Origin of the sequence: Nitratireductor sp. GZWM139, assembly GCF_030068685.1 — a bacterium.
In the GTDB taxonomy this organism is placed as follows: domain Bacteria; phylum Pseudomonadota; class Alphaproteobacteria; order Rhizobiales; family Rhizobiaceae; genus Nitratireductor; species Nitratireductor aquimarinus.
On record NZ_JAMQML010000009.1, the window covers coordinates 64,289 to 76,683 of the forward strand.

Consider the following 12,395-nt stretch of genomic DNA (forward strand, 5'->3'; position numbering starts at 1 on the left):
TCTTTGCAGATCATGGCGCAGCCCCTCACCCTCACCCTCTCCCGGTGAACAGGGAGAGGGAGACGTCCACGCAGCGCTCCACCTCAAAACCAGACGGCGAAAGCTCCCCGTGTCCCTGACCCTTCTCATTGAGCAGATCCTGAATGGCCTGCAGTTCGGCGTGATGCTGTTCCTGATGGCCGCCGGCCTGACGCTGATCTTCGGCGTCATGGGGCTCATCAACCTTGCGCATGGTTCGCTCTTCATGGTCGGCGCATTTGCCTGCGCGACCGTGGCCGCAGCGACCGGCTCCTTCTGGCTGGGGCTTGTCGCAAGCCTTGCCGCCGCAGCCGCCGCCGGCGCGCTCGTCGAAATCCTCGTCATCAGACGGCTCTACGAACGCGACCATCTCGACCAGGTGCTCGCCACCTTTGCGCTGATCCTCATCTTCTCCGAGGGCACGCGCTGGGTGTTCGGCTCCTTTCCGCTCTATCTCGATATTCCGCAGCTTCTCTCGGGCGCGGTGCATCTGCCCGGTGGCGCGCAATATCCGATCTACCGGCTGGCCGTGATCGGCGTCGGCATCGCGGTCGCCATCGGGCTCTATCTCCTGATCGGCAAGACACGGCTGGGCATGCGCATTCGCGCGGGCGAGTCCGACCGCGAGATGATCGGCGCGCTCGGCATCGACATCGGCACGCTCTACACGCTCGTCTTTGCGCTGGGCGCAGCCCTTGCCGGTCTGGCCGGCGCAATGGTGGGCGCGCTTCAGTCGGTGCAGGTGGGCATGGGCGAACCGGTGCTGATCCTCGCCTTCGTGGTTATCGTCATCGGCGGCATCGGCTCCATCAAGGGCGCGCTGATCGGCTCGATTCTGGTGGGGCTGACAGAGACGCTGGGCCGCTTCCTGCTGCCGCATTTCTTCGGCCTCTTCATGCCCAATTCGGAAGCTGCCACGATCGGCGCAGCTCTTGCCTCCATGCTGATCTACATCGTCATGGCCCTCATCCTTGCCTTCAGGCCCCAGGGCCTGTTCGCGGCGAATGCGTGAGGGACCGGCCATGACACGCGAAACAACCATCAGCATCCTGATCATTGCCGGCCTGCTTGCCGCCGCCTTCATTGCACAGGCGATGGGCGAGACCTTCTACATCACGCTGGCGACCCGCATGGCGATACTCGGCCTTGCCGCCACCGGGCTAAACATCGCGCTCGGCCTTGGTGGTCTGGTGTCGTTCGGCCATGCCGCCTTCTTCGGCATTGGCGGCTATGCGGCCGGCATTCTCGCCACTCATGCATTCAACAGTGAGCCGCTTCTCCTCGGTCTGCCAGGCACCAACCAGATGATCGTCATCTGGATCACGGGCGCGATTGCCGCCGGGCTCGTTGCCGTTCTGATCGGCCTGATTTCGCTCAGGACCTCCGGCGTCTACTTCATCATGATCACCCTCGCCTTCGCGCAGATGATCTACTATTTCGCGATCTCCTGGCCCGCCTATGGCGGCGAGGACGGTCTGTCGATCTATGTGCGCAACGCCTTTCCGGGCATGAACACGCTCGCGCCGATGAGCTTCTTCCTCATCTGCTTCGGGCTTCTGGCGCTGGGCCTCATCGTCTTCGCCATGCTTCGCGACTCGCGCTTTGGCGCAGCGCTGCAGGCCGGACGACAGAACGAGACCCGGCTTGCCGCCGTCGGCATCGGTCCGTTCCGGGTGCGGCTCACGGCCTTCGTCATCTCGGCCATGATGACCGCGCTTGCCGGCGCGCTCTTTGCCGATCTCAACCGCTTCGTCAGCCCCTCCATGTTCTCGTGGCACATGTCGGGCGAGCTGATCGTTCTCATCATTCTTGGCGGTGTCGGCCGGCTTGCCGGGCCGCTTGCCGGGGCCATTGTCTATGTGCTTTTCGAGTTCGCGCTGGGCGGCATCACCGAGCACTGGCAGTTCTTCCTCGGCCTGATCCTGCTGGCCGTGGTGCTGTTTGCCCGCGGCGGCGTGATGGGGCTTCTGGCCGGGAGGGCGCGTCATGGCTGAACCGATCCTCGACATTCGCGACCTGAGAAAAAGCTTCGGCGCGCTGAAGGCGACCGATGGCGTCAGCCTCGACCTCAGACCGGGAGAGATCCACGCGCTGATCGGCCCGAACGGCGCTGGCAAGTCGACGCTGATCCACCAGATCGCCGGCTCACTCACGCCCGACAGCGGCGAGATCCGCTTCGAGGGCCGGGATGTGAAGCCGCTCGATGTGGCGGCCCGCGCAAGGCTCGGCATGGGGCGCACATTCCAGGTGTCCTCGCTCGCGCCCGAGTTCTCGGCGCTGCGCAATGTGATGCTGGCGGTGCAGGCGCGTCAGGGCTCCAGCTTCCATTTCTTCAAACCCGTCATGCGCGACCGGAGCCTCACCGAACCCGCCCGGGAAGCACTCACGCGCGTGGGTCTTGCCGACCGCGCTGATGTGCCGGCGGCCGAGCTTTCGCACGGCGAGCGGCGGCAGCTCGAGATCGCCATCGCACTGGCGCTCGGCGCAAAGGCGTTTCTGCTTGATGAGCCGATGGCGGGCATGGGGCCGGAAGGCTCGCAGGCGCTGACCGGGTTTCTCGATCGTCTGCGCGACGAAGCGCCGATCCTTCTGATCGAGCACGACATGGACGCCGTCTTCGCACTGGCCGACCGCATCTCCGTTCTCGTCTACGGGCGGATCATCGCCACCGGCTCGGTCGATGACATTCGCAACCATCCCGCCGTGCGCGAAGCCTATCTGGGAGACGGCGCATGAAGCTGCTCGACATCCAGGATCTCAAAACCTTCTATGGAAAGTCACAGGCGCTTTTCGGCGTCGACCTTTCGGTCGAAGAAGGAGAGGCCGTGGCGCTGATGGGCCGCAACGGCATGGGCAAGACGACCACGATCCGCTCCGTCTGCCACCTGACGCCACCGCAATCCGGCAGCATTGCCTTTGCCGGCAAGGACATCACGCGGATGAAGCCGCACCGCATCGCGCGGCTCGGCGTGGGACTGGTGCCGGAGGGCCGGCGCTGCTTCCCGAACCTGACGGTGGAGGAAAACATCCTCGCCGCCGCACGTCCCGGCAAATGGACGCTCGATGGCGTGAACACGCTGTTCCCGCGACTGGCGGAGCGGCGCGATCAGTATGCGAGCACGCTTTCGGGCGGCGAGCAGCAGATGCTTGCCATCGGCAGGGCGCTGGCTACCAATCCACGCCTGCTCATTCTCGATGAGGCGACCGAAGGGCTCGCCCCGGTGATCCGGCAGGACATCTGGCGCGCCATCCGCGCCATCCGGGCGGAGGGCCAGTCGATCCTGATCGTCGACAAGACGCTGAGCGAGTTACTGCCCGTGGCAGACCGCTGCGTCATTCTCGAAAAAGGCCGCACCGCATGGACCGGTGCGCCCCTGGCGCTCACCGATGAAATCCAGCAGCGCTTCCTCGGCGTGTGATCACGCCTTTCGTTCCCAAGCATGAAGGAAATAGCATGACTGTCCCGCTTCACCAGATTCTCCAGCCAGCCGACTGGGTTCCTGCCAAGGGGTATTCCAATGGTGTTGTTGCAAGGGGGCGCACCGTCTTCCTTGGGGGTCAGATCGGCTGGAACAGCAATCAGGTGTTCGAGACCGACGACTTCATCGGCCAGGTGCGTCAGGCGCTTGAGAACATTGTCACGCTTCTCAAGGAAGCTGGCGCAGGGCCGGAGCACGTGGTTCGCCTGACCTGGTTCATCACCGACAAGGAAGCCTATGGCAGCCGTCTGCGCGAGCTGGGCGAAGCCTATCGTTCCGCCATGGGCCGTAACTTCCCGCCCATGAGCGTCGTGCAGGTGGTGGCGCTGATCGAAGACGAGGCGAAGGTCGAGATCGAAGCCACGGCCGTTCTGCCCGACTAGCCGCACGAGGCTCAAGCGCCGCGCATCTGAGAACGACGCCCGGCGCTATCACTTTGCTGCGGTGCCCAAGCGCCCTCGCCCTTCGACAGGCTCAGGATGAGGGCTAGTGGAAACGCCGTGCTTCTTTCCAACGTGGAACGCGGACGCAGGAGCATATGCCGTGCGTGGCGCTACGGCTTTTCTGAGCGGGGTAAGTAGCCCTCATCCTGAGCCTGTCGAAGGGCGAGGGCGCTTGGGCTCCACACCGCGAAGGCTCATCGCCCTGCGCCAGCTTCGCGTGAGTCCACCTCCCGCTCGGCATCCTCCCGCGCATTGCGGCGCAGCGTGTAGACGAAAGCCACAAGGAACATGCCCGTCATCAGAAGCACGATGGTCGGGGCCGGCGCGCTGTCAATGAAGAAGCTCAGATAGACGCCAAAGAACGAGGCGAACAGCGCCACCGCCAGGCTGACAAGCAACATGCGGTCGAAGCGCCGGACGAGCAGGAACGCCACCGCGCCCGGCCCGATCAGAAGCGCAATCGCCAGAATGATGCCCACCGCCGTCAGAGCTGCCACGATGGTCAGCGACAGGATAGCCAGAAGCCCGTAATGCAGTACCCGCACCGGCAGGCCGATTGCCTTGGCGTGCTGCGGGTCGAACGCATTGAGAAGCAGGTCGCGGCGGAACAGAAGAATGGCCGCGCACACAAACAGCGCAATGATGCCCGTCTGCGTGATGTCGCCCCAAGTCACGCCCAGCATGTCGCCGAACAGGATGTGATCGAGATGCACCTCGGTCTGGATCTTGGTGTAGAGCAGCAGGCCGAGCCCGAACATGCCGGAGAAGACGACGCCCATGATGGTGTCTTCCTTCACCCGGCTGTTTTCCTTCAGATAGCCGATGCCCACAACGCAGGTCATGCCAGCCACGAATGCGCCGATGGCGAAGGGGATGCCGATGATATAGGCGATGACCACGCCCGGCAGCACCGCATGGCTGACGGCGTCACCCATCAACGACCAGCCCTTCAGGATCAGAAAGCACGAAAGCAACGCCATGGGTGCGGCGATCAGCACCGAGATGATGAACGCCTGCTGCATGAACGGAAAGGCGAAGGGCATCAGCGCCATGTCGAGAAAGCCGCTCATGCGCCCGCCTCCTGCATCGACTGTTCCAGCGCCTCACGGGCGCGTCGGCGCGCGGCCAGCATGCCGTGCTTGGGCGCAAAGACGAAGGCGGTGAGGAAGGTCAGCGTTTGCAGCACAACGATGATCCCGCCCGTCGCGCCATCGAGGAAGTAGCTGGCATAGGCGCCGACAAAACTCGACACCGCCCCGATGGCGACCGCGATGGCGACCAGACGCGGGAAACGGTCCGTCAGGAGATAGGCCGTCGCACCCGGCGTCACCACCATGGCGATCACGAGAAACGCGCCGACCGTCTGCATGGCGGCAACCGTGCAGGCGCTCAGAAGCGTGAAGAAGATCAGCCGCAGAAAGCCCGGATTGAGACCGATGGAGCGGGCGTGGTTCTCATCGAAGAAGGCGACCATCAGATCCTTCCACTTGACCGCGAGCACGGCCAGCGTGACGCCGGAAATGATGACGAGCTGAAGCGTGTCGGACGGCGTGATGGCGAGGATGTTGCCCAGAACGATGGTCTGGATGTTCACCGAGGCCGGCGACAGCGAGATCATGAACAGACCGAGGCCGAAGAAGGACGTGAAGATCAGACCGATGATCGCATCCTCCCGCAGCCTTGTGCGCTGGTTGAGGAAGAACATCGCGCCTGCCGCCAGACCACCGGCGAAGAACGCACCGATGGAAAATGGCAGGCCAAGCATGTAAGCGCCGGCAACGCCGGGCACGATGGAATGCGAAAGCGCATCGCCGATCAGCGACCAGCCCTTGAGCATGAGATAGGCCGACAGGAAGGCGCAGACCCCGCCCACCAGCGCGCTCACCCACATGGCGTTGACCATGTAGCCATAGGAGAAAGGTTCGAGCAGATAGGCGCTCATTTGCGCTTGCCCTCGTCCGGGCGTCCGTTCTTCTCGTCGCCATAGATGACGAAGGGCCGCTCATCGTCGGTCAGAACGGTGACCTGCCGGGAATCTTCCTCGGCATCTTCATGCAGCTCCGCGCCGCCGAGCGTGAACTGGCGCAGGACGCCGCCAAACGCCTTTTCCAGATTGGCGCGCGTGAACACATCCTCGGTGGGACCGGCTGCCAGTACCGTGCGGTTGATCAGGATCGTGCGGTCACAGAAACGCGGGACGCTGCCCAGATTATGCGTCGAGACCAGCATGACATGGCCTTCTTCGCGCAGCGCCTTGAGCAGCGCGATGATGGATTCCTCGGTGCGTACATCGACGCCGGTGAAGGGCTCGTCGAGCAGAATCACCCTGCCCTCCTGCGCCAGCGCGCGAGCCAGAAAGACGCGCTTTTTCTGGCCGCCCGACAATTCGCCGATCTGACGTTTGCGGAAATCGGCCATGCCGACGCGCTCAAGCGCGGCCTCGACCATTTCATGGTCCTGCCGGCGCGCCCAGCGCATGAAATTCATGTGGCCATAGCGGCCCATCATCACCACATCCTCGACCAGAACCGGGAAGTTCCAGTCGACTTCCTCGGCCTGCGGGACATAGGCCACGACATTGCGCTTGAGCGCCCGACCGGCCGGCTCGCCCAGGATGGAGACATCGCCCTTTGCCAGCGGAACAAACCCCATGATCCCCTTGAACAGGGTGGACTTGCCGCTGCCATTCACGCCGACAAGGGCCGCAATGGTTCCGGTGGGGATGGAGAAGCTCGCATCGCGCAGCGCCGTGTGGCCATTGCGATAGGTGACGGTGACATCACGAACGTCAATGCCGGCGGACTGCGCCGCCGGCTTCTTCTTCATGTTCACAACGGGTGCGTTCATTGCCCGGTCAATCCTTCGGCAATGGTCTCGCTCGTGGCCCTTAAGAGATCCAGATAGGTGGGAACCGGGCCGTTGTCGTCGCTGAGCGAGTCCACGTAGAGAACACCGCCATAGGCCGCCCCCGTCTCGCGCGCCACCTGCTTTGCGGGATTGGGCGAGACGGTGCTTTCGCTGAAGACGGCCGGCGCATTGGTTTCGCGGATCTGGTCGATCACATGACGCACCTGCTGCGGCGTGCCCTGCTGGTCGGCATTGATCGGCCAGATGTAAAGCTCCTTCAGCCCGAAATCACGCGCCAGATAGCTGAACGCGCCTTCACTGGTGACAAGCACCCGGTGATCTTCGGGAATGGCCGCCAGCCGCTCACGGATCGGATCGACAACGGACTGGATCTCGGCCTTGTAGGCCTCCGCGTTCTTCGCATAGATCCCGGCATTCTCCGGATCGTATTGCGAGAACGCGTCGCGGATATTGTCGACATAGATCAACGCATCGCTCGGCGACATCCAGGCATGCGGGTTTGGCTTGCCGGTATAGGGTCCGTCACCGATGCTCATCGGCTCCACGCCTTCCGAAACGACGACGCTCGGCACATCCTTCAGATTGCGGAAGAAGCGCTCGAACCAGAGTTCGAGATTGAGCCCGTTCCAGAGGATCAGCTCGGCGTCCTGCGCCCGCAGGATGTCGCCGGGCGTCGGCTGGTAATTATGGATTTCGGCATTGGGCTTGGTGATCGACTCGACCACCGCAGCATCGCCGGCGACATTGCGCGCCATGTCCGCGATGACGGTGAATGTGGTGACCGCCTTGAAACGTTCGTCCTGCGCAAAGGCGGAGGACGCGGCAAGCATTGCAATGACGAAAGTGGCCAATCGCTTGGCTGATGGCATGAGAATCCCCTGAAACACATCGAAACTGCTGCAACCTTCATAGTTATGGTGAATTCCGCCGCCCGTCAATGCAATTGCAAATCGTTTGCAATAAAAAAGCAAAGAATGCCGGGAATGCGGGCTTTCCTGAGGAGAAGCACCGGCAAGTGAAGATCGAATCTTTGCAACTGATTGTCATCTGGCGCATAGTCTGCCGATGAATCAGCACCCCGCCCACAAGCCGGATTACGAGAAGGAACTGCGCCGCGCCGGTGTTCGCATCACCAGGCCGCGCAAGATCATTCTTCGCATTCTGACGGAAACGGACGATCATCCCGACGCGATGGAAATCTTCCAGCGCGCGACAATCATCGACCCCAGCATCTCGCTTTCAACCGTCTACCGGACCATGAAACTTCTTGAAGAAATGGGCGCGATCCACCGCCATGCCTTCGAGGGCGGACGCGCACGTTTCGAGCAGGCCGACGGTGAACATCACGATCACCTGATCGACATGGATACGGGTGATGTGATCGAGTTTCATTCGGACCGGATCGAGAAGCTTCAGGAAGAGATCGCCCGCTCGCTCGGCTACGACATCGTGCACCATCGGCTGGAGCTTTACGGCAGGAAACGCAGGAAAACCTGACCCCTGAACGCAAGAGCCGCCGTGGTGGAGGGGAAACCACGGCGGCCATGCTTGAAACACCGCGGCAGCCCGGAGAGGGGGGATGAGGCTGCCGCTATTTCGTCCGGTAAAGGCGGGGGACGAGCCTTTTGCGGACCACGGCGAAAAATGCCGCTGTGTGTTATTTTGTGCTTGAACGTGGCTATTCAAGGGCACGGGACATTACAACTTCGTAACAAACGCGTGATAGAAAGCGGTAGGCCCCGTTCCACCTTGTCAGGACACCTGTCCGAAAGGCGCGGACAGCCCCCCTTTTCCATGGACAGGCGCACCCCGCCGCGCTACCCGTAGCAGCCATGAAAAAAGGCGATCATCTCTTCCTCGTTGACGGTTCGGGCTACATCTTTCGCGCCTATCACGCGCTGCCCCCGCTGACCCGCAAATCCGACGGCCTGCCGGTGGGCGCCGTCGCCGGCTTCTGCAACATGCTCTGGAAGCTTCTGCAGAATGCGCGCGATACGGAGGTGGGCGTCACCCCGACCCATTTCGCGGTCATCTTCGACCATTCCTCGAAGACGTTCCGCAACGATCTTTACCCGGAATACAAGGCCAACCGCTCGGAGCCGCCGGAGGATCTGGTGCCGCAGTTCGGTCTGATCCGCGAGGCGACGCAGGCCTTCGACCTGCCCTGCATCGAGCTGGCCGGCTTCGAGGCCGACGACCTGATCGCCACCTATGCGCGGCTCGCAAGCGAGGCCGGCGGCGACACCACGATCATCTCCTCCGACAAGGATCTGATGCAGCTCGTGACCGAAAACGTCTCGATGTACGATCCGATGAAGGACCGGGAAATCAACATTCCCGAAGTGATCGAGAAATGGGGCGTGCCGCCCGAGAAGATGATCGACCTGCAGGCGCTCACGGGCGATTCCGTCGACAATGTTCCCGGCGTGCCGGGCATCGGTCCCAAGACGGCGGCCCAGCTTCTGGAAGAATATGGCGATCTCGACACGCTGCTCTCCCGCGCCGAGGAGATCAAGCAGAAGAAACGCCGCGAGAACCTGATCGAATTCGCCGACAAGGCGCGCATTTCGCGCGAGCTGGTCAAGCTCAGGATCGATGTTCCGGTGGAGCACGCCATCGACACGTTCGAGCTCGCCCCGCCGGACGGACCGAAGCTGATCGGCTTCCTGAAAGCAATGGAGTTCACCACGCTGACGCGCCGTGTGGCCGAGGCCACCGGAGCCGAAGTGGCCGAGATCGAGGCCGCCCATGTGGAGGTCGAAGCCGGCCCGGACGCGCATGGCCCCGACCTCACGCCGGCCGAAGACACGGGCGATGCGGACACACCGTCGAAGCTCGCCAACAGGATCGCAGAAGCAGGCTCGGCACAGACCTTCGATCACGCCGGCTATGAATGCATCCGCGATATCGACACGCTGAAGAAGTGGGTCGCGGAAGCCTATGAGGCGGGCATCCTCGCTTTCGACACCGAGACCACCTCGCTTGATCCGATGCAGGCGGAGCTGTGCGGCTTTTCGCTTGCGACCAAACCCGGCCGCGCGGCCTATGTGCCGATCGCGCACAAGAGCGGCAGTGGCGACCTTCTGGGCGGCGGGCTGATCGAGAACCAGCTTTCGCAGGAAGAGGCGCTGGAGGCGATCCGCGCCATGATGGCCGATCCCGCCGTTCTCAAGATCGGGCAGAACCTTAAATATGACTGGCTGATCATGTATCGGCTTGGCGTGGAGATCGTCGGCTGCGACGACACCATGCTGATCTCCTATGTGCTCGATGCCGGCACCGGCAGCCACGGCACGGTGGGCCACGGCATGGACGCGCTCTCCGAGCGCTGGCTCGGCCACAAACCCATCCCCTACAAGGAACTGACCGGCACCGGCCGCAAGCAGATCACCTTCGACATGGTGGATCTGGAGCGCGCCACCGCCTATGCCGCCGAGGATGCCGACATCACGCTGCGGCTGTGGCAGGTGCTGAAGCCCCGGCTCGCCGCCGAAGGGCTGGTCTCCGTCTATGAGCGGCTCGAGCGCCCCATGATCCCGGTGATCGGCCGGATGGAGCATCGCGGCATTTCCGTCGACCGCCAGATCCTGTCGCGCATGTCGGGCGACTTCGCCCAGACGGCCGCCGGCATCGAAGACGAAATCTACACGCTGGCCGGCGAGCGCTTCACCATCGGCTCGCCCAAGCAGCTTGGCGAAATCCTGTTCGGCAAGATGGGTCTGCCGGGCGGCAGCAAGACCAAGACCGGCCAGTGGTCGACCTCGGCGCAGGTGCTGGAGGACCTGGCTGGCGCAGGGCACGAACTGCCGCGCAAGATCGTCGACTGGCGGCAGGTGACGAAGCTCAAATCCACCTACACGGATGCGCTGCCGGGTTACATTAATCCCGAGACGAAGCGCGTTCACACCTCCTACGCCCTCGCCTCCACGACGACGGGCCGCCTCTCCTCTTCCGAGCCGAACCTTCAGAACATCCCGGTTCGCACGCCGGAAGGCCGCAAGATCCGCACCGCCTTCGTGGCGCCGGAAGGCGCAAAGCTGATCTCTGCCGACTACAGCCAGATCGAGCTTCGCGTGCTTGCCCATGTGGCTGACATTGCGGAGCTGAAGAAGGCGTTTGCCGACGGGCTCGACATTCACGCCATGACGGCGTCGGAAATGTTCGACGTGCCGGTGGAAGGCATGCCATCGGAGGTGCGCCGGCGCGCCAAGGCGATCAATTTCGGCATCATCTACGGCATTTCCGCCTTCGGTCTTGCCAACCAGCTCGCCATTCCGCGCGAGGAAGCCAGCGCCTATATCAAGCGCTATTTCGAGCGCTTCCCCGGCATCAAGGACTACATGGACGCCACCAAGGCCAAGGCCAAGGAACTCGGCTATGTCGAGACGATCTTTGGCCGCCGGGCACACTACCCGGAGATCCGTTCGTCCAATCCGCAATTGCGCGCCTTCAACGAGCGCGCCGCGATCAACGCGCCGATCCAGGGTTCGGCGGCGGACATCATCCGCCGCGCCATGGTGCGCATGGACGAAGCGCTTGCGGACGCCGGATTCGGCGAGGTGAAAATGCTTTTGCAGGTGCATGACGAACTGATCTTCGAAGCGCCCGAAAGCAAGGTCGACGCGGTCATCCCGCTGATCTGCGACGTGATGGAAAACGCCGCCCTGCCGGCCCGCTCCCTCTCCGTCCCGCTTCAGGTTGAAGCGCGCGCCGCCGACAACTGGAACGAGGCGCACTGACGCCATGACTGTCTTTGGGCTCGATCTGACCGTTGTCGCTTCTTTCGCTCTGGCATCGACGCTGATCGAGCTCACGCCCGGACCGAACATGGCCTATCTGGCCCTGATCTCCGCCTCGGAAGGCCGCCGCCCCGGCTTCGCAACGGTTGCCGGCGTGGCGCTCGGGCTCAGCATTGTCGGCATCATTGCCGCGCTCGGCGTGGCACAGGTCATTCAGGCCTCCGACCTGCTCTATGAGGGGCTGCGCTGGGCGGGTGTGCTCTTCCTGCTCTTTCTGGCCTGGGATGGCTGGCGCGATGGCGGCGACGTCTCTGCGGCAGGAGACAAGCCAGACGGCGCGCATTTCATGCGCGGTCTCGTGACAAATCTGCTCAATCCCAAGGCGGCGGTTTTCTACATCGCCGTTTTACCGACCTTCGTGGACCCCACACAGCCACTGACGCCACAGACCGTTCTCCTCACCTCGATCTATGTGGGCGTGGCGACACTGATCCACGGCATGATCGTTGTGCTGGCAAGCACGCTACAGCCGTTTCTGACCGACGCCCGGCGCGAGCGGATCGCACGGCGCACGCTCTCCGCCCTTCTCGCACTCGTCGCGCTCTGGTTCGGCTGGTCAACGGCGCGCTAGAACACCGTGCCTCAATCTGGGCAGGGAGCCGCCCCTGCGAAGCGGCTGAACTTCCTTTCGAGGTGAGTGTTACGCGCGTCAAAAAATGCCGACTCTGCCATTTTCAAAAATTGTGTTAACTTTAGGCAATGATCGCAGTCGATAAGCCAGCCAATGGTTTGTGGCGACAGATCGTTTCCTTGTGAGTCTTGGTTGGCTGATTGGCTTGTCTGAGTTC

Annotated in this window: 12 protein-coding genes; 8 read left to right on the forward strand and 4 right to left on the reverse strand. The window is 62.9% G+C overall.

Annotated elements, in window-relative coordinates; translation table 11 throughout:
- Positions 1 to 109 precede the first annotated feature (109 nt).
- Genes NDI72_RS12585 through NDI72_RS12605 form a run of 5 tightly spaced genes read left to right on the forward strand, consistent with a single transcriptional unit; the run spans position 110 to position 3,880 of the window.
- A complete protein-coding gene (locus tag NDI72_RS12585) occupies positions 110 to 1,030 on the forward strand; it encodes a branched-chain amino acid ABC transporter permease (protein ID WP_206995495.1) in 921 nt (306 codons plus the stop codon).
- 10 nt (positions 1,031 to 1,040) lie between these two features.
- A complete protein-coding gene (locus tag NDI72_RS12590; protein ID WP_206548058.1) occupies positions 1,041 to 2,012 on the forward strand; it encodes a branched-chain amino acid ABC transporter permease in 972 nt (323 codons plus the stop codon).
- Entirely contained in the window at positions 2,005 to 2,754 is a 750-nt protein-coding gene (locus NDI72_RS12595; RefSeq protein WP_206545607.1) for an ABC transporter ATP-binding protein, read from the forward strand. The genes NDI72_RS12590 and NDI72_RS12595 overlap by 8 nt, the downstream gene beginning before the upstream one ends.
- Positions 2,751 to 3,437, forward strand: a complete 687-nt coding sequence (locus NDI72_RS12600) for an ABC transporter ATP-binding protein (protein ID WP_206553284.1) — start codon at positions 2,751 to 2,753, stop codon at positions 3,435 to 3,437. Before NDI72_RS12595 ends, NDI72_RS12600 begins: the two co-directional genes overlap by 4 nt.
- A 35-nt stretch (positions 3,438 to 3,472) precedes the next feature.
- Positions 3,473 to 3,880 (forward strand): RidA family protein, encoded by a 408-nt coding sequence (locus tag NDI72_RS12605; protein WP_113156092.1) that lies wholly within the window; start codon positions 3,473 to 3,475, stop codon positions 3,878 to 3,880.
- A gap of 254 nt (positions 3,881 to 4,134) precedes the next feature.
- Here NDI72_RS12605 and NDI72_RS12610 read toward each other — a convergent pair whose 3' ends face one another.
- The 4 genes from NDI72_RS12610 to NDI72_RS12625 are packed head-to-tail and all read right to left on the reverse strand — an operon-like array spanning position 4,135 to position 7,638.
- Complete coding sequence (locus tag NDI72_RS12610; RefSeq protein ID WP_283800614.1) at positions 4,135 to 5,010, reverse strand: metal ABC transporter permease; 876 nt, start codon at positions 5,008 to 5,010, stop codon at positions 4,135 to 4,137.
- Positions 5,007 to 5,882, reverse strand: coding sequence for a metal ABC transporter permease (locus NDI72_RS12615; protein ID WP_206553286.1), 876 nt, complete (start codon positions 5,880 to 5,882; stop codon positions 5,007 to 5,009). Before NDI72_RS12615 ends, NDI72_RS12610 begins: the two co-directional genes overlap by 4 nt.
- A complete protein-coding gene (locus tag NDI72_RS12620; RefSeq protein ID WP_390881234.1) occupies positions 5,879 to 6,787 on the reverse strand; it encodes a manganese/iron ABC transporter ATP-binding protein in 909 nt (302 codons plus the stop codon). The genes NDI72_RS12615 and NDI72_RS12620 overlap by 4 nt, the downstream gene beginning before the upstream one ends.
- Positions 6,784 to 7,638 (reverse strand): metal ABC transporter substrate-binding protein, encoded by an 855-nt coding sequence (locus NDI72_RS12625; protein ID WP_280530254.1) that lies wholly within the window; start codon positions 7,636 to 7,638, stop codon positions 6,784 to 6,786. Before NDI72_RS12625 ends, NDI72_RS12620 begins: the two co-directional genes overlap by 4 nt.
- 235 nt (positions 7,639 to 7,873) lie before the next feature.
- Here NDI72_RS12625 and NDI72_RS12630 point away from each other — a divergent pair, with 235 nt between their 5' ends.
- The 3 genes from NDI72_RS12630 to NDI72_RS12640 all read left to right on the forward strand — a co-directional run bounded on the left by NDI72_RS12630 (position 7,874) and on the right by NDI72_RS12640 (position 12,178).
- A complete protein-coding gene (locus NDI72_RS12630) occupies positions 7,874 to 8,305 on the forward strand; it encodes a Fur family transcriptional regulator (RefSeq protein WP_113153578.1) in 432 nt (143 codons plus the stop codon).
- Between the two features lie 335 nt (positions 8,306 to 8,640).
- Entirely contained in the window at positions 8,641 to 11,547 is a 2,907-nt protein-coding gene (gene polA, locus NDI72_RS12635) for a DNA polymerase I (protein ID WP_283800615.1), read from the forward strand.
- A gap of 4 nt (positions 11,548 to 11,551) precedes the next feature.
- On the forward strand, positions 11,552 to 12,178 hold the full coding sequence (locus NDI72_RS12640; protein WP_283800616.1) for a LysE family translocator: 627 nt from the start codon (positions 11,552 to 11,554) through the stop codon (positions 12,176 to 12,178).
- Positions 12,179 to 12,395 lie beyond the last annotated feature (217 nt).

Excerpts from the sequence above, each read along its gene's own strand:
- NDI72_RS12590 (WP_206548058.1), top strand. The coding sequence starts at position 1,041 with ATGACACGCGAAACAACCATCAGCATCCTGATCATTGCCGGCCTGCTT.
- NDI72_RS12595 (WP_206545607.1), top strand. The coding sequence starts at position 2,005 with ATGGCTGAACCGATCCTCGACATTCGCGACCTGAGAAAAAGCTTCGGC.
- NDI72_RS12600 (WP_206553284.1), top strand. The coding sequence starts at position 2,751 with ATGAAGCTGCTCGACATCCAGGATCTCAAAACCTTCTATGGAAAGTCA.
- NDI72_RS12605 (WP_113156092.1), top strand. The coding sequence starts at position 3,473 with ATGACTGTCCCGCTTCACCAGATTCTCCAGCCAGCCGACTGGGTTCCT.
- NDI72_RS12610 (WP_283800614.1), bottom strand. The coding sequence starts at position 5,010 with ATGAGCGGCTTTCTCGACATGGCGCTGATGCCCTTCGCCTTTCCGTTC.
- NDI72_RS12615 (WP_206553286.1), bottom strand. The coding sequence starts at position 5,882 with ATGAGCGCCTATCTGCTCGAACCTTTCTCCTATGGCTACATGGTCAAC.
- NDI72_RS12620 (WP_390881234.1), bottom strand. The coding sequence starts at position 6,787 with ATGAACGCACCCGTTGTGAACATGAAGAAGAAGCCGGCGGCGCAGTCC.
- NDI72_RS12625 (WP_280530254.1), bottom strand. The coding sequence starts at position 7,638 with ATGCTTGCCGCGTCCTCCGCCTTTGCGCAGGACGAACGTTTCAAGGCG.
- NDI72_RS12630 (WP_113153578.1), top strand. The coding sequence starts at position 7,874 with ATGAATCAGCACCCCGCCCACAAGCCGGATTACGAGAAGGAACTGCGC.
- polA (WP_283800615.1), top strand. The coding sequence starts at position 8,641 with ATGAAAAAAGGCGATCATCTCTTCCTCGTTGACGGTTCGGGCTACATC.
- NDI72_RS12640 (WP_283800616.1), top strand. The coding sequence starts at position 11,552 with ATGACTGTCTTTGGGCTCGATCTGACCGTTGTCGCTTCTTTCGCTCTG.